This is a genomic window from Maricurvus nonylphenolicus, from assembly GCF_042854845.1.
GTDB lineage: Bacteria > Pseudomonadota > Gammaproteobacteria > Pseudomonadales > Cellvibrionaceae > Maricurvus > Maricurvus nonylphenolicus.
The window spans coordinates 3,322,689-3,338,221 of the sequence record NZ_AP031498.1 but is presented as its reverse complement, the minus strand read 5'-3'; the positions used below and the strand labels follow the sequence as shown (position 1 = coordinate 3,338,221).

General features: G+C 49.0%; 15 protein-coding genes. 13 read left to right on the top strand and 2 right to left on the bottom strand.

The genetic code is table 11. The annotated features are described in order from the left end of the window. Positions 1–69 precede the first annotated feature (69 nt). The 9 genes from queA to ACGHZ6_RS14590 all read left to right on the top strand — a co-directional run bounded on the left by queA (position 70) and on the right by ACGHZ6_RS14590 (position 8,617). Complete coding sequence (queA, locus tag ACGHZ6_RS14630) at positions 70–1,158, top strand: tRNA preQ1(34) S-adenosylmethionine ribosyltransferase-isomerase QueA (protein ID WP_390614717.1); 1,089 nt, start codon at positions 70–72, stop codon at positions 1,156–1,158. A gap of 41 nt (positions 1,159–1,199) precedes the next feature. Then, positions 1,200–2,315, top strand: coding sequence for a tRNA guanosine(34) transglycosylase Tgt (gene tgt, locus ACGHZ6_RS14625; protein ID WP_390619172.1), 1,116 nt, complete (start codon positions 1,200–1,202; stop codon positions 2,313–2,315). A 132-nt stretch (positions 2,316–2,447) separates the two neighbouring features. Next, positions 2,448–4,319: a protein translocase subunit SecD gene (secD, locus tag ACGHZ6_RS14620; protein ID WP_390614716.1), complete on the top strand. Its 1,872-nt coding sequence runs from the start codon at positions 2,448–2,450 to the stop codon at positions 4,317–4,319. 15 nt (positions 4,320–4,334) lie between these two features. Further along, positions 4,335–5,252, top strand: coding sequence for a protein translocase subunit SecF (gene secF, locus ACGHZ6_RS14615; protein WP_390614715.1), 918 nt, complete (start codon positions 4,335–4,337; stop codon positions 5,250–5,252). Between the two features lie 182 nt (positions 5,253–5,434). Continuing rightward, positions 5,435–6,403: a hypothetical protein gene (locus ACGHZ6_RS14610; protein WP_390614714.1), complete on the top strand. Its 969-nt coding sequence runs from the start codon at positions 5,435–5,437 to the stop codon at positions 6,401–6,403. Positions 6,404–6,430: 27 nt separating this feature from the next. Continuing rightward, positions 6,431–6,772: a hypothetical protein gene (locus ACGHZ6_RS14605; RefSeq protein WP_390614713.1), complete on the top strand. Its 342-nt coding sequence runs from the start codon at positions 6,431–6,433 to the stop codon at positions 6,770–6,772. A gap of 321 nt (positions 6,773–7,093) precedes the next feature. Continuing rightward, positions 7,094–7,561 carry a DUF2141 domain-containing protein gene (locus ACGHZ6_RS14600; RefSeq protein ID WP_390614712.1) on the top strand — a complete coding sequence of 156 codons (468 nt, stop codon included), beginning with the start codon at positions 7,094–7,096 and terminating at the stop codon, positions 7,559–7,561. Between the two features lie 130 nt (positions 7,562–7,691). Further along, positions 7,692–8,189: a PaaI family thioesterase gene (locus ACGHZ6_RS14595; RefSeq protein ID WP_390614711.1), complete on the top strand. Its 498-nt coding sequence runs from the start codon at positions 7,692–7,694 to the stop codon at positions 8,187–8,189. Then, positions 8,186–8,617 carry a PaaI family thioesterase gene (locus ACGHZ6_RS14590; RefSeq protein WP_390614710.1) on the top strand — a complete coding sequence of 144 codons (432 nt, stop codon included), beginning with the start codon at positions 8,186–8,188 and terminating at the stop codon, positions 8,615–8,617. The genes ACGHZ6_RS14595 and ACGHZ6_RS14590 overlap by 4 nt, the downstream gene beginning before the upstream one ends. A 26-nt stretch (positions 8,618–8,643) precedes the next feature. On the opposite strand, the gene ACGHZ6_RS14585 is transcribed toward ACGHZ6_RS14590, so the two are convergent. Together ACGHZ6_RS14585 and ACGHZ6_RS14580 are read right to left on the bottom strand one after the other, a co-directional pair. Next, entirely contained in the window at positions 8,644–10,329 is a 1,686-nt protein-coding gene (locus ACGHZ6_RS14585) for an enoyl-CoA hydratase-related protein (RefSeq protein ID WP_390614709.1), read from the bottom strand. A gap of 42 nt (positions 10,330–10,371) precedes the next feature. Continuing rightward, the gene (locus ACGHZ6_RS14580; RefSeq protein ID WP_390614708.1) at positions 10,372–11,160 is read right to left on the bottom strand and encodes an MHYT domain-containing protein; all 789 of its coding nucleotides are present in this window, start codon (positions 11,158–11,160) and stop codon (positions 10,372–10,374) included. Positions 11,161–11,577: 417 nt separating this feature from the next. On the opposite strand from ACGHZ6_RS14580, the gene ACGHZ6_RS14575 reads away from it, so the two are divergent. From ACGHZ6_RS14575 to ACGHZ6_RS14560, 4 genes are all read left to right on the top strand, one after another. Further along, positions 11,578–12,441 carry a response regulator gene (locus ACGHZ6_RS14575; protein ID WP_390614707.1) on the top strand — a complete coding sequence of 288 codons (864 nt, stop codon included), beginning with the start codon at positions 11,578–11,580 and terminating at the stop codon, positions 12,439–12,441. A 72-nt stretch (positions 12,442–12,513) separates the two neighbouring features. Continuing rightward, positions 12,514–12,876 carry a PleD family two-component system response regulator gene (locus ACGHZ6_RS14570; RefSeq protein ID WP_390614706.1) on the top strand — a complete coding sequence of 121 codons (363 nt, stop codon included), beginning with the start codon at positions 12,514–12,516 and terminating at the stop codon, positions 12,874–12,876. Positions 12,877–12,893: 17 nt separating this feature from the next. Further along, positions 12,894–13,517 (top strand): hypothetical protein, encoded by a 624-nt coding sequence (locus ACGHZ6_RS14565; protein WP_390614705.1) that lies wholly within the window; start codon positions 12,894–12,896, stop codon positions 13,515–13,517. Positions 13,518–13,544: 27 nt separating this feature from the next. Further along, on the top strand, positions 13,545–15,515 hold the full coding sequence (locus tag ACGHZ6_RS14560; protein WP_390614704.1) for a methyl-accepting chemotaxis protein: 1,971 nt from the start codon (positions 13,545–13,547) through the stop codon (positions 15,513–15,515). Positions 15,516–15,533: the final 18 nt, after the last annotated feature.

Sequence of the window (15,533 nt, the reverse complement as noted above, 5' to 3'; positions counted from 1 at the left end):
CCTGTTAACGGGTCTAACGCCTAGTGCGATAGGCCACTTCTTTTAGCTGTGTCGGTAAAGCACAAGCCTATGCGTCGCCAAGACTTTTTTTATCAGTTACCCGATGAGCTGATTGCTCGTCAGCCTACCGCCGAACGGCGTGGCAGCCGCTTATTACGCCTTGATGGTGAAGATGGCGGTATTCAACATGGTCAATTCCCCGATCTCCTAAACTGGGTTGAGCCCGGTGATCTGATGGTATTTAACGATACCCGTGTGATTCCCGCCCGTGTGTTTGGTCAAAAACCAACCGGTGGCCGGGTGGAGATTCTGGTGGAGCGGATTCTGGGGCCCAATCGTGTATTGGCCCATACCAAAGCCAGTAAATCCCCGAAGGTGGGTGGTGAGGTAATTCTGGAGGATGGCACGCCATTAATGGTCAGTGCTCGCCACGATGCCTTGTTTGAATTGGTGTTCCCAAAAAATCAGCCAGTCCTGGAAGTGTTGGAGCGCATTGGCCATATGCCATTGCCGCCTTACATTGACCGCGAGGATATGGCTGAAGATCGCGAACGTTATCAAACGGTCTATAGCGATCAGCAAAAGGCGGGGGCTGTGGCCGCGCCAACCGCTGGGCTGCATTTTGATGATGGCCTGATCGACCAGTTGAAAGCCAAAGGTGTGCAGATTGCCTTTGTTACCTTGCACGTAGGTGCCGGAACCTTTCAGCCGGTGCGCGTCGACAATATCTTTGAACACAAGATGCACAGTGAGCTGATGGAGCTCACCAGTGAAGTAGCCGAGCAGGTTAAACAAACCAAAGCTGCCGGTAAGCGTGTGATTGCGGTGGGTACCACCAGTGTACGCTGCCTGGAAACGGCGGCGCAGAATGGTCAAATCGCGGCCTATCAAGGCGATACCAATATCTTTATTTACCCCAGCTACGACTACAAGGTTGTTGATGGGCTGGTTACCAATTTCCATCTGCCGGAATCCACTTTGTTAATGTTGGTGTCTGCCTTTGCCGGTTACCGCCATACCATGGCTGCTTACGATGAGGCGGTGGCTGAGCGCTATCGCTTCTTTAGTTATGGCGATGCCATGTTTATTACCCGAAATCCCAATGCCTCGATTGATGAGGTCACCAGCGAAGATAGTGTGACAGGAGAGCCCTCGTGAGCGACGTAGATGTAAGTAGTAACAGTAGCCGCGAATGTTTTATGTCCTTCGAGCTGGACACCACCGATGGCAAAGCCCGTCGCGGCCGTTTGAAATTCCCGCGTGGCACCGTGGAAACGCCGGCGTTTATGCCGGTGGGCACCTACGGTACCGTCAAGGGCATGTTGCCCCGTGATATCGAGGAAATTGGTGCGGATATTATCCTGGGTAATACCTTTCACCTGATGCTGCGTCCAGGCACTGAGGTGGTGAAGGAGCATGGCGACCTGCATGACTTTATGCAATGGAAGGGGCCTATCCTGACTGACTCCGGTGGTTTTCAGGTATTTAGCTTGGGCAAAATGCGCAAAATCACCGAAGAGGGCGTGACCTTTAAGTCGCCCATTAACGGCAGCCCGGTTGAATTGAATCCGGAGATCGCCATGCAGGTGCAGCGCGATTTGGGTTCCGACATCGTTATGATTTTCGATGAATGCACGCCTTACCCTGCCACTGAAAAAGAAGCCCGTGATTCCATGGAGCTGTCTTTACGCTGGGCCAAGCGCAGTAAAGATGCGCACGGCGATAGCCCCTCAGCACTGTTTGGTATTGTGCAGGGTGGCATGTACGAAGGCTTGCGCAGTGAATCCTTGAAAGGCCTGGTGGATATCGAATTCGATGGTTATGCCATCGGTGGCTTGTCGGTGGGTGAGCCGAAAGAAGATATGTTGCGTGTGTTAGAGCACCTGACACCAGAAATGCCAACGGATAAACCCCGTTACCTGATGGGTGTGGGTAAGCCGTCAGATATTGTCGAAGCGGTGCGCCGCGGTGTTGATATGTTTGACTGTGTAATGCCAACCCGCAATGCCCGTAATGGTCATCTGTTTACCAGTGAAGGTGTGATTAAGATCCGCAACGCCAAGCATCGCCACGATACTGGGCCGTTGGATAAGGAATGTGATTGCCATACCTGCACAAACTTTAGCCGTGCTTATCTGCACCACTTGGATAAATGTGGCGAGATTTTGGGGGCGCAGTTAAACACCATCCATAACCTGCGTTTTTATCAGAATGTGATGAAGGGTTTGCGTGAAGCGATTGCCGAGCAGCGCCTGGATGAGTTCGTTGCGGAATTTTATGGCAAACAGGGACTCGAAGTACCCCCGTTGGATTAGTTGAGGGGCTGGATTCGTGTGTTTGTCATCAAAACACTTTAAATTACGCAATCCGGGCCCATATCAACCCAAGTCGTTAATGAAAGTAGTAAAGAACAACCAAAATAAAACCAATACAGAAACTATCAGACCATGCTAAACCGTTATCCATTATGGAAATACCTGCTGATTCTGACGATTGCCATACTCGGCTTTATCTATTCAGCGCCAAACCTCTATGCGCCCGATCCGGCGATTCAGATCTCCGGTCAGTCCAGCGCCATGGAGATCGATCAAAATATCATCACTATGGCTTCCAAGGCTCTGAAAGAAGAGGGCATTGAGCACTTCGGTGAGGAGAGTAACGGTAAGGCGGCCCTTATTCGTTTGGCCGATGCTGATCAGCAGCTGGCCGCGAAAGAGGTGATCAGCCGCAAGCTGGGTCACAACTACGTGGTTGCCCTTAACCTGGCGCCAACCACACCGGAATGGTTGCAGAGCATTGGTGGCAGCCCTATGAAGTTGGGCTTGGACTTGTCCGGTGGTGTGCACTTCTTGCTTGAAGTCGATACAGACTCAGCCATTGCCAAGCGTTTGGAAACCACCAGCAGCAGTATTAAAACAGCGCTGCGTAAAGCCAAGCTGCGTTATCAGTCCATTAAATTAAACGATGACAATGTGATTGTTGCGCGCTTTAAAGATGCTGAAACCCGCGATTTGGCCAGTGGTGAGATTCGCGGTGAGTTCCCCGATCTGCAGCGTTTAAAAGCCGATGAGAATGGCCAGTTTATTCTGAATATCTCCATGTCAGAGGCATCTGTCCGTGAAATCGAGCGCTATGCCGTAAGTCAAAACTTGACGACCTTGCGTAACCGAGTGAATGAATTGGGTGTGTCTGAGCCGATTGTTCAGAGTCAGGGCCGTAACCGGATTGTGGTGCAATTGCCTGGTGTACAAGACACCGCAGAGGCCAAACGTATTATCGGTAAAACCGCCAACCTGGAATTCCGTCTGGAAGCCAAGCCCAATGCGCTGGTAGCCAGTAAGGAATCTTTTGAGTTCCGCAGCGAGCTGGATCAGCGCCGCTTCGGTAACGCCTGGTTAGAGCGCAAGATGATTATGAGCGGCGACCATGTTGCCAATGCCCAATCAAGCTTCGACCCGGAAACCAGTCAGCCACAGGTAAACATTACCCTGGACAGCACCGGTGGTACCAAAATGCACCGTGCGACGCGTTCCAATGTAGGCCGTCGTATGGGCGTGTTGTTTATCGAATACCGCACCCGCATGGACTACAGTGTTAACGAGCTGGGCGAGCAGGTGGCAACACCGGTTCAACTGGTCGAGAAGAAAATTATCAGCCTGGCCACAATTCAAAGTGCCCTGGGTGTACAGTTCCGGATTACCGGTCTGGATAACCCCGCTGAAGCTTCCGAGCTGGCGTTGCTGTTGCGAGCCGGTGCACTGGCGGCACCAATGTACTTTGTGGAAGAGCGTACCATTGGCCCATCACTGGGTGCTGAAAACATTGAGCTGGGTGTTACCTCCGTCAAAATCGGTTTGGCGATGGTGCTAGTGTTTATGCTGTTCTACTACCGCGCTTTCGGTTTAGCGGCCAATGTCGCGCTAACGGTTAACCTGGTACTGCTGGTGGGTGCCATGTCGATTCTGGGTGCGACCTTAACGCTGCCGGGTATTGCCGGTATCGTACTGACCGTCGGTATGGCGGTGGATGCCAACGTACTGATCTTCTCGCGGATTAAAGAAGAGCTTAAAAACGGTCTACCGCCGCAGTCGGCGATTAACTCCGGTTTTGATCGCGCCTTTACCACCATTCTCGATGCCAATATCACAACCCTGATTGTTGCTGTGATTTTGTATGCGATTGGTTCCGGCCCGGTTCAGGGCTTCGCGGTAACCCTGTCCATCGGTATTTTAACCTCCATGTTCACTGCCATTATGGGCACACGTTCACTGGTCAACCTGATTTATGGTGGCCGTAACGTGAAGAAACTGTGGATCTAAGGGGGAGATAAGACAATGTCAGACGTAAAAATGATTAATTTTATGGGCAAGCGCAAAATTGCGGCTGCCTTCTCCATTCTGTTGTTGATTGGTGCCATTGCTTCTTTAGCGATTAATGGCCTGCAGTTTGGTTTGGACTTCACCGGTGGTACTCAGATCGAAGTTGGTTATGAACAGCCAGCGGATTTGAATGTGATTCGCCAGCAATTGACGCAAGCCGGTTTTGAAAATCCGGTAGTCGTGCATTTCGGTGCGGAAACCGATGTGCTGGTGAAAATGCAGCTGGGCTTTGAGCCGGGTTTGGGCGATGCCATTATGGAAGCCCTGCGTGCCGACAATACCCAGGCTGAATTACGCCGTATCGAGTTTGTCGGCCCGCAAGTGGGTGAAGAACTGCGTGATGACGGCGGCCTGGGCATGTTGTTCGCCTTGGCGGTGGTGATGGTTTACGTTGCCATGCGTTTCCAGTTTAAGTTCTCTGTTGGCGCTGTAGCGGCCCTGGCGCACGATGTGCTGATTGTGTTGGGCTTCTTCTCCATTATGAAGCTGGACTTCGATCTGACGGTGCTGGCGGCGGTGCTGGCGGTAATCGGTTACTCGCTTAACGATACCATTGTGGTATCTGACCGTATCCGTGAGAACTTCCGCAAGCTGCGTAAAGGCTCTGCGGAAGAGGTGATCAATGTGTCGCTGACCCAAACCCTGGGTCGTACCTTGATTACGTCTTTGACCACTATTCTGGTGTTGCTGGCACTGTTCTTCTTTGGTGGTGAGCTGATTCATGGCTTCTCTGCCGCGCTGCTGGTAGGTGTGCTGGTGGGTACCTATTCATCGATCTATGTTGCAGCCAACGTGTTGATGGCGATGAATATCAGTAAAGAAGATTTGATGCCGCCTGAGAAAGAGGGCGAGGAGTTCGACGAAGCGCCTTAGTTTTGAATGGGGTCTGACCCGCAGGGTCAGACCCCGGGCTCCCCCCGATTCCCCTCACATTCTGACAAAATTCTGTCATCTAATCCCTCTCAAAGGCTGGTCAGCCTACTGTAAAACCCGCTAAGGTAACTCTCCCATGCCTGTGGAGTTGGCATGTTCTGCACAACAAAGGAGAGTTGGTTATGCGTCTTTTTTCTACGGCCTTATTGGTTTCAATATTTGTTCTCAGCGGCTGTGCTGGCAATCAAACTTATGTAAAACGCCTGGATAGCTACGGTGATAGCTTGTCGCAAACGGCCAAGCTGGTGGCTGATGCGTCTGAGAATATCAATCAAAAGCAGCAGTCCCTGAATGAGTCCACCTTGGTCAATGGCCTGTTGACCAAGCAAAGTTTTACCGAGAAACCCGTCACTTCCACCATTTCGTCAGATGCGTTAAAAGGTATTAAAGCCTACACCAAGATGATGGAATCTTTGGGTAAAAGCCTGTCCAGCTTAAATGACAGCAAGGATAAGCTTGATGAAGAGTTGCTGGAGCTTGCTGAAGGTCTGGACGGCCTTAATGATGAAGATGTTCAGGCCTTATTGGATGACAACAGTTTTACGCTGGATGAAAAGGCCATTAAACAGGGTGTTACCGGTTTAAGGGTGTTGGGTCACTGGTATATTGATCGCAAGGTTGCCCGTGAAATGCCAGAAAAACTCACTGAGTATGAAGCATCGGTTGATCAAACCTTCTCCGCCTTGCTGGATATTAATCGCGGACTTAAAAACAAATCCCATGTGGTGTACCAGGAGGCGATCAATAAGTATCAAGGCATGATTAATTATTATATTCGCCCGCAGCAATCTGGGGAGTCAGCCAAACCGGTGGTGGCGTCACATGCTGAGTTGGAAGCACTGGCGTCTCAATGGCAGCAATTGCGATTGGAACAGAAGCAGGCACGGAAAAACTTTGCCAAGGTGGATAAGCAAATTAATACCTTGCGCAATCAATACAAACTCTTAACCCGTGAAGAAGTGCCTGCCTGTGACAGTAAAGCGGGGCAGGATCTGAACTCGCAAGAGCTTTGTTATGACCCTAAAGTCCTGACGCGTTTAAAGATTGAAGGGAAGGAAATCAAAACGTTTTACGACAAGGTTTTAAAATAAATTCATTGTGTTCACGGAGGAATCAACATGTTAAATAATCAGGAAGCTTTCGATCAGTTAAGCGCTGCTTACGATGAGTTCGATGAGGTCACCTTAAATGCGGTGGCCAACGGTGCCGATCTTGAGCAGCTGGATTGGATTAACCAGATCAAGCAGGTCATGCTCGAAGAAATGGATCGCCTTGCCAATGCCATTCTGGACGATGCCGTCAGTGGTTATCAGGCTCAGGTGGCATCATTCAAAGCTGTGCTTGATGATTTGGGTGATTTTAAAGATGAACTCAATGAAATCGCAGAAGATGTGGCCAAGGTAGAAAAGATTCTTGACCGGTTAGGTAAGCTGGCCAATGTGGTTGCGGCGATTACCTAGCGGAATCTGATTTAGCAGGCATAAAGGAGGGGCAACCCTCCTTTTTTGTGGCTGACTCGTGCGGCTTGACCTAAAGTCTATTTTGAAACATTATTGTATCATGTTGAGAGGGGCAGCTTGTGTTCAAGGCCCAGGAAAATTTCACGGAAGAAATTAAAAGCTATACAAAACAATAAGATAACCAAACTCAGGACGAGATACAGCGATAGCGTTCGCTTTATAAGGGGTGGCCACACGATAGCCGTGGCTTATTGAGGGGCTTGTATTCTATGCCCTCGGCTTCCAAATACTACATCAATAATAATGGGTAGGAAGACCACTATGACGCTAAAAAAACTTCTATCTACTACTGTGATTACATGCTCAATGTTAATGCCGGTATTTGGCCAGGCGGCCGATTTATTCGGTGATGATGAGGAGCAGATAAACCTAACGCTTGAGGTAAAGGGCATTCGTTCAGATGAAGGCACGGTGATGCTGCAACTGTTCGATTCTGAAGACGCCTTTAATGACGCCAAGGGCGATAAAGCCATGGCAACCTACATTGCTCGCGCCAGTGAAGACGGACTCACGGTTACCATCCATGACTTAAAGAAAGGGGTCTACGCGGTGACTCTGATTCACGATGAAAACGGCAATGGCCAGCTGGATTGGAAGGGGCAGTCACCTTCCGAAGGTTATGCTTATTCACGTGGTGCCGGGAAGTATTCACTCCCTGATTTTGAGGATGCCAGTATTTCCCTTCTCAGGCGTTCTCGCAATATCAGCCTCGATCTCGTCTATCACTAGAAATTTTGCCTGTGATTTTGACACTTTCGGCCTAATATTTATCAGTAAATACCAAATTAAGCCCCCGGCGTTGTTTGCGCGCTGTGGGGCTTTTATAATTCTTATACAGTTGTTTTAAAGCGGTAGATGTATGACAGATCGTGTGGAAGCGTTCGAGAATCTGTGTCGAATGATGTTTAAAGGCAATCCCGGTGATCATTTTCACCAGTTGGGAATTGATGTATTAGGGGCTGGCAAGGGCTGGTTTAAGCTCTTTATGGATTGCAAGCCTGAGCTTGTCGGTAACCCGGAGACGGGTGTGATTCACGGTGGGCCTATTACGGCACTTTTAGATACCTGTTGTGGTTTTGCTGCCAGTTCGGCATTGGAAAATCCTGGCATTTGTCCAACCATCGATTTGCGAATCGATTATATGAAACCCGCAGAACCTAATAAGCGTATTTTTGCTGAAGCGGAAGCTTACCGTGTGACTCGCAATGTTGTTTTCACCCGCGGTAAAGCTTTTCAGGATGACCCGGAAAACCCGATCGCCTTTTGTGTGGGTAATTTCGCCCGTTTGGATAAGTCAGCCTCAGAGATGGTTAAAGAGCATATGAAGCAAGCTCTACAGAAGGGGGGCGAACAATGATCCTGGCAGAAGCGGCCGTTAAATCCCGTGAAGAAGGTAGCCCTATCTACCTTATCGAAACTATTCCCTATGCTCAGATGCTCGGCTTGGAGCCGCATTTTGAAGGGGAGGAGTTGTTGTATCGTTTACCGCCGAAAAAAGGCAATGTAGGTAATCCTACCTTACCTGCATTACATGGCGGTGCGCTGGGCGGCTTTATGGAAATGTCAGCCACGCTGCACCTGTTGATGAATATGAGTGTGTTGAAACTTCCACGAGTGGTGGATTTTTCAATTGACTATATTCGTGCCGGATTGATGAAGGATACCTTTGTATCCTGTGCCTTGATCCGTGAAGGCCGCAAACTGGCCAATGTGCATATTGAAGCCTGGCAGGATGACCGCCAGGTGCCTATTGCTCGAGCGCGGGCAAATTTTCTAGTCGACTGATCGAATGATAAGAGTCGGGCTACGGTTTAACCCGTAGCTTGATTCGAACTTGCCGATCCTACAGGCACCTCGTCCGTTTCAATTTTGTGGACGAAGTTGTGTCTGAGGCGATGGTATTCACTATCGGGATCAAAGAATTGCTGCTGCATGATGGCTAAGGCTTCATTGCGGTAGACTTGTAGAGGCTGTTCAGCTTCATCTTTGCTTCGAATAATCTGTTTGTAAGCCAAAATATCTTTGTGGCAATCCGGTTTTGCCAATGCCTTGGCATACTGCTCGATCGTGTGGTGGTATTCCTGCCAGTCTTCATTAAATATCTCATCGACCAAACCAATGGCCAGCGCCTCAGAGGCGAGTAGGGGATGAGCTTGCTTACGTATCCGTTGCGTTGCCTCAAGGCCTGCACGCTTGGGCATTAAATAGCGCCAGTACTCAGAGCCATGTAAGCCCATATTGCTGTAGTAGGGGGTCATGATGACACCATCACGAGCCGCAACGCGATCGCAGGCCATAGCCATAACTGCACCTCCGGCTCCAGCGTTACAGCGCAGTGCCGCGACGGTAATGTGATTGGGCGACAGAATAATCTCGGCGACTAAATCATCGATGGCATGAATGTTGGTCCAGGAGGTGCGACCGGGTGACTCTGAGACCTCGATAATATTTAAATGAATACCGTTGCTCCAGAAATCTTCTCCGCCCATAAACACCATCACGCGGATATCGGCGCGCAGTTTCAGTTTGCGAATTTCTGTAATCAATTTACGGCATTGCAGTGTATCCATGGCGCCATTGTAAAAATCAAATTCAATGTAGGCGACATGCTGGGCTATAGTGACTTTAATATCACTGTGAAAATGATCCATATGGCGGATGTCTGGCAACTGATCTTCGCCGAATCGGAGGTTTAAGCTCAAACTGGCTGGGAGCTTGATGGCATTCAATGATGTTGCTTTCAGTTGGCGCAGCCAAACGGCAGAATCCTGCGTGGCTACGCAAAGGGCGCCATTGGCTTGGCCGATGATTTCACCTGGCTCGCCATATAAGCGTGTTTCCTGTTTAGCGCCATAGGCCAGGAAAAGCTCGCCAGAGAGAGATACCCTAAGCCCAGGTTGGCTATCGGCGGCATTGATATGGCGAACGATATCCTTACTGGGCTGCTGCCAGCTGATTGCGCGGTCGGATTGGCTGATGGGGTCGTGCCAGTAGCCTCGGACGTCCGCCGATGCGTAGTTTAAGGGTATTGGTTTGGCTGAGTTATGTTGGATCTGCTCAAGGGCCTGTTTAATAAGATCTACCGCCGCGTGAGTAACCTCCCGTCGATAGAGGCTGGCTTTACTGGTCGTGCGCATGGGGAATTCTCGGCTCCCCCAAATATCACCTGCATCCATCTCCTGGTCGGCTTGTAACAGTGTAACTCCCCAGGATGTTTGCCCTTCTATTAACGCCCAATCAAGCGAGGAGGGGCCCCGATCACCTTTAATGCCAGGGTGCACGATAAGGCAGCGGTAGTTTTGCCAAATCTCTGCCGGTATATACTCTTTAAGCAATGGGCAGATAATCAGATCCGGGTTGATTACAAAGATGGCTTCCGTATCGATTTTACCTTGCTTGCTGAGCAGTAACTCCAGCTGATGGTGTAATAAATCCAGTTCGCGGTAGACTCTTTGACTAAGGCCGTTAAACGCGGATGCAAGCAGTAATATTCTCATCGTTATTTAACCGCGCTTGTGTCTGAGGACGTAGACAATAGACTATTGCTGGATAGCAAGGTCATCGTCATCGTCCAAGCTTTCCATATCCTCATACATACGCTGAGTCAGCTGGCTTAACGCCACGATCAAACTGAGTACCAGCAGCAGCATACTAAAGCCGAAGATCATCAGGCCCATTGTCATCGGCTCCATCGATGCCTCAATGTGAACCGTGTGTGCGGACGGCGTCATACTCATCGCAGCCATACCGGTGTAGTGCATACCACAAACGGCAATCCCCATGATGAAAGAAGCGCCGAGTTTATGCAGGTTGCCTGTCAGGTTAAAAGCCAACCACAGGGCAGCGGTAGCGGCGACAATAGCAATCACCACCGATAGTACTAATAGACCCGTGTCATAGCTGTGATCGGCAGCCATGACCATAGCTTCCATACCGCTGTAGTGCATACTGGCTACACCGAGCCCGGTGATAATGCCGGCAATGATCAACCGGGGTGTTGACTCTGATTTTGCGCTTACCAGAGCAATACCAACGCCTACTACGATAATGGCAATGATCAATGAGGCAAAGGTAATTAGCGGATCGTAGCCGACGGGCATTCCCATATCATAGGCAAGCATGCCAATGAAATGCATGGTCCATATAGCGCCACCACCTAAAGCCAGTGCTGCACCAATAAGCCACATGACATTACTCTTGCCCTGGGAGCGTATGCCTTCGATGAGCTGCAAGCTGGTGTAAGAGCCAAATACGGAAACACAGTAAGAAAGTGCAACCAGAAAAAGGTTATAGGTGGGTTCCAGATGCATCATGTTCATTTCGTTCATAAGAGTTGTTCCTTACCCATATCGCTAATTGATACACGGTATATCGGTATTTTTCCTAGATAAAGGAATAGCTCAGATTGCTCTTTGCTGCAAAGTTATACTCAAAACAATAAAAAAATCTAAAAAAGTATAAGGCTATTGGTTTTAAAAATATTACGGCAGGTAACAACGCCAGAAAGATGATGGGGGTGACAAGTCTGTGTGTTTTGGCTGTATAAATCGATATGTTGCGTCACAACGATTATATAGCGATAAACGCTATGAGCATTGAAGTTCAATGTTTAATAATTTTATGTTGCTGAATATTCGCTTAAGGATTAATGCAAACACAATCTATCGATAATGCGTCTTTACAAAAATGGAATCTGCTTTGTTGACCTGCCTACACTGGGGGTAGCTTCTTAACGGGGTGTGGGTATGTCTACTGTGGCTGCAAAGCAGGATGCTGAAGTAAAAACATTTATCGTTGGCGCACTGGGTCTTAATGATAAAGATCTGGGCATGCTGGATCGGATATTGTCGGTGGCCAAGATGCGTCGTCGAGGTTATGAGCTGGTTAAGCTGGATGTCGATAATCGGTCAAGCTTTGACGGGGTTGATTTTGTATTGATTAATACCTGTGATGTGGCGGTTATACGCGCCTGGCGTCAGGTTAGTCAAAAAATAGGAGCTTTGGGGAAAAAGCGCGTGATCAAAATGGTTTCCCCTGCCTCAATGGCGTCCGGTGGTTACAACCTGCAGGCGCCCATCAACCCATCCAGGGTTCTGAAAACCTTCGATGCCTACACCATTCGAGAATTGAATTACTTTCCTGAATTTGAAATCGGTGCAGAAACCCAGCATGAAAAGTCGATGGTAAAGGCCGGTATTAAGCTGCTTAACTCTCGAGCCGCTTCAACTGAATCCGCTCAAGTGCTTAAAGCCCTGATTGTCGATGATTCCTTGCCGGTTAGGCGCCAGCTGGAAATAGAGTTTGGCTTGATGGATGCCGATATCGTGTCTGTGGCGTCTGGCGAGGAGGCGTTAGAGCTGATAAATGATCAGATATTTGATGTGATTTTTCTGGACATAGTCATGGATGGCATGGACGGCTATAGCGTTTGCAAGAAAATTCGCAGCAGTACAGCGAATAAAAAGACGCCAGTCACCTTGTTGACCAGTCGTTCATCATCGTTCGATAAGCTCAAGGGGACCCTGGCAGGCTGTGATGCTTATCTGACTAAACCAATTAACCATAACGAATTTGTCGGTGTTATTGAGCGATTGGTGGAGCCCAAATAAATATATGCAGTAGGTCTATTGAATATCAGCATAGGCTGTTTGTGTTACTTCAGTAATGTTAAGGAGAAAATTATGGTGGCGTCGAAAGTAATGGTTGTTGATGATTCGCCGGTGGATTTAGAAAATCTAAAGGGCATTATCAGTGAGGCGGGGTATCAAGTCGTCACGGCAACCAATGGCGAAGAGGCTTTTTCAAAAGCCAAAGTTTACCACCCGGATGTTATCTTGATGGATGTTGTGATGGATGGCGTTGATGGTTTTGAAGCCTGTCGCAATATATCCAGTGATCGAGAGACGCGAGAAATTCCGGTGATTTTTGTGACCAGTAAAAATCAGAAGGCGGATCGAGTCTGGGGAGAATTGCAGGGTGGTAAGGGGATGGTCAGTAAACCCTACACCAAGTCAGATATCATTGATGTGCTTGTTTCTTTGTAAGGAGAGGTTCTGTCAGCGTGCTTTCCTCAAGTGTTGACTCTACACATCAGCCTCAAGCTGTGAGTGGCCCGTCCCTGGAGCTGAAACTGGTGCTTAATCATTTGTCAGATGATTTTGCCGGTACAGCCATACAGACCTCAGAACAACAGAGGCATGTGGTATACGGAATTGATTGTGGTCGAGCGCACTTGCTGTTGGGTAATGATATCGCCTGCGAAGTGGTTTCCGATGGTGCCTGCTTTGCATTACCGAATGCCCCTGAATCCTTACTTGGTCTACATGTGTCGCGGGGGGATCTTATCCCTGTATATCGTGTTGAAAACGCTTTGCAGGGGCTGTATCCCAAGCAGGACAGCGCCGAAGTTTCTCAGCTGGATGTAGCTCAGACCAACAATCATTCAAGTCGAGCGGTAGATGTTATTCCATTGATGTTATTGCTAGGCAAAGGTGAAGCGCGAGTGGGAATCGTCCTGCAGCGGTTACCACGACTGTATGACCTGACTGGCCAAAAACCGGTGCAAACCCAGGCCAGGTTTTCTGAGCAGGTTAATCAATTTACACGGCAAACCTACCACGTAGAAAATCAATGGTGGTTGGCTTTCGACTGGTTGGCATTTCTTAGAGTGCTTTCAGATATATAGGCTATTAATACAGGGTAAGGGAACACTATGGGTATCTTCAGTAATATTCGTATTTCACACAAGCTTAGTGCACTTATGATTGGTTTGGTGACAGGCTTTGTTCTTATTGGTGTTGCCTATTATGTGCAGATTTCGGTGGATACTCGTGAACGTGAACAGGCTTTGCATGTCGCTGATATTAATGCCCAGTTGTTACACGCTTCGTTAGTGACTCAGAAACTGGCTTTACTCTATGCCAATAGTGATGTGTTAACGCCTCAGGAACAGCAAGAAAGGGCAGCGCCATTATTAAATGGGCTATCAGAATCGGTAGCACAATTGCAGCGTTGGCAGGGCCGGGGGCAGGTGACACCGGGGCGCCCTCAGCTGAATAATGACCATATGGCAAGTTTGGCGGAGGCTTTTAACAAGCTTCAGATGACGTTTATATCCAGTCATCCGCAGGCTGATCTCAATGTAGATACAAATGTAAATACTAATGGTCAAGTGCTGATGGATCGGCAACTTGCAGCAGATATTATGGCCGCCACCATCAGTTATTTTAATCAACAGTTGGTACAGCTCGCGAGCCCTTTCGCCGATTGGCACGCACAGGAAGTGATGACAACGGGCAGCCTGCAAGCATTAACACCTATTAATGTTGTCTTTATTGGCTTGCTGTTTGGTGTGGCTATGGCAGCGGCACTGGGAATGTACTTTATCTATAAAAGTATTGTATTTCCGATGGCGCATATTCAGCGGGTGATTCGTCGTATCAACCGCGGCGATACACGCATTCGGGTGGGGTTAAAAACTCAGGATGAATTAGGGGACCTGGGACGAGCCTTTAATCAGTTGTTGGATGAGCGTATTGATGCCCTGCAACAGCAGTCCAATGAAAACGATAAATTAAATAATTCCATTATCTCATTGATTAAATCCCTGGGGCGGATTGCCCAACGGGATCTCACTGTCAAGGTCCCTGTGTCAGATGATATTACCGGCACCGTTTCGGATGCGGTTAACTTACTGGCACAGGAGACCGCCAAAACACTGCATCAGGTAAAAGGTGTGTCGGAGCAGGTGTATGAAGTTTCTGAACGCTTGCAGGCTCAATCGCAAGGGGTGGTCAAGGTGGCGGAGAGTGAGCGTGAGCAGGTAATAGAAACGTCCCGAGCTTTGGAAGTATCAGCCAAGGCGATGAGTGCCATTGCCGGGGAGGCGGAATCTGCGAACTCACTGGCAAATCGCACCATGGAAGCAACTCGTGAAGCCTTAACCACCGTAACTGAAACTGTATCCGGTATTCGCGATATTCGAGAGACGATTTCGGAAACAGAAAAACGGATCAAACGTCTGGGTGAGCGCTCCCAGGAAATTACCGGGATTGTGAATCTGATTAATACCATCGCAGAGCGGACCCATATTCTCGCGCTGAATGCCAGTATGCACGCTGCCTCCGCCGGTGAGGCGGGTAAGGGCTTTGCGGTTGTGGCAGAAGAGGTACAGCGCTTGGCGGAGAATGCTCGGGAGGCAACCGCGGATATCTCGGACATGGTCAACAATATTCGGGTGGAGACATCCGATACAGTAAACACCATGAACAAATTGATTTCGCAGGTGGCAACCGGGTCGCAAATGGCGGAAAAAGCCGGCAGCAGTATGGAGGAGACGGAAGCGTCAACCAAAGAACTGGTGGAGACCGTGCGCTTGATTTCTGAAGGTGCGGTTAATCAGGCACGTTTTGCCGGTAAGGTCAGAGACCGGGCAACCACGATTCGCAAGTACACCGAGCAGACCGGTAAGAAACTCGAGGAACAAACCCTGCATACCAATGAGTTAAAAGAGTTTTCTCATACCTTGCTTGAGCGGGTCAATATGTTCTCTTTACCCGGAGGGGGCGGGGTAAGTGTTCAGGCTGGTGATTATGAGCATGAGGTGCAAGCTGAAAATCGTGATGATGTGATTGTTCCGCTTAAGCCAAATACTGGTTCCCCGGCTGTGGGGCAGGTTCACTAGTCACAAGAGTCTGTGCCC

Bases quoted from the DNA above. Each gene is read 5' to 3' on its own strand.
- queA (WP_390614717.1), top strand. From the start codon at position 70: ATGCGTCGCCAAGACTTTTTTTATCAGTTACCCGATGAGCTGATTGCT.
- tgt (WP_390619172.1), top strand. From the start codon at position 1,200: ATGTCCTTCGAGCTGGACACCACCGATGGCAAAGCCCGTCGCGGCCGT.
- secD (WP_390614716.1), top strand. From the start codon at position 2,448: ATGCTAAACCGTTATCCATTATGGAAATACCTGCTGATTCTGACGATT.
- secF (WP_390614715.1), top strand. From the start codon at position 4,335: ATGTCAGACGTAAAAATGATTAATTTTATGGGCAAGCGCAAAATTGCG.
- ACGHZ6_RS14610 (WP_390614714.1), top strand. From the start codon at position 5,435: ATGCGTCTTTTTTCTACGGCCTTATTGGTTTCAATATTTGTTCTCAGC.
- ACGHZ6_RS14605 (WP_390614713.1), top strand. From the start codon at position 6,431: ATGTTAAATAATCAGGAAGCTTTCGATCAGTTAAGCGCTGCTTACGAT.
- ACGHZ6_RS14600 (WP_390614712.1), top strand. From the start codon at position 7,094: ATGACGCTAAAAAAACTTCTATCTACTACTGTGATTACATGCTCAATG.
- ACGHZ6_RS14595 (WP_390614711.1), top strand. From the start codon at position 7,692: ATGACAGATCGTGTGGAAGCGTTCGAGAATCTGTGTCGAATGATGTTT.
- ACGHZ6_RS14590 (WP_390614710.1), top strand. From the start codon at position 8,186: ATGATCCTGGCAGAAGCGGCCGTTAAATCCCGTGAAGAAGGTAGCCCT.
- ACGHZ6_RS14585 (WP_390614709.1), bottom strand. From the start codon at position 10,329: ATGAGAATATTACTGCTTGCATCCGCGTTTAACGGCCTTAGTCAAAGA.
- ACGHZ6_RS14580 (WP_390614708.1), bottom strand. From the start codon at position 11,160: ATGAACGAAATGAACATGATGCATCTGGAACCCACCTATAACCTTTTT.
- ACGHZ6_RS14575 (WP_390614707.1), top strand. From the start codon at position 11,578: ATGTCTACTGTGGCTGCAAAGCAGGATGCTGAAGTAAAAACATTTATC.
- ACGHZ6_RS14570 (WP_390614706.1), top strand. From the start codon at position 12,514: ATGGTGGCGTCGAAAGTAATGGTTGTTGATGATTCGCCGGTGGATTTA.
- ACGHZ6_RS14560 (WP_390614704.1), top strand. From the start codon at position 13,545: ATGGGTATCTTCAGTAATATTCGTATTTCACACAAGCTTAGTGCACTT.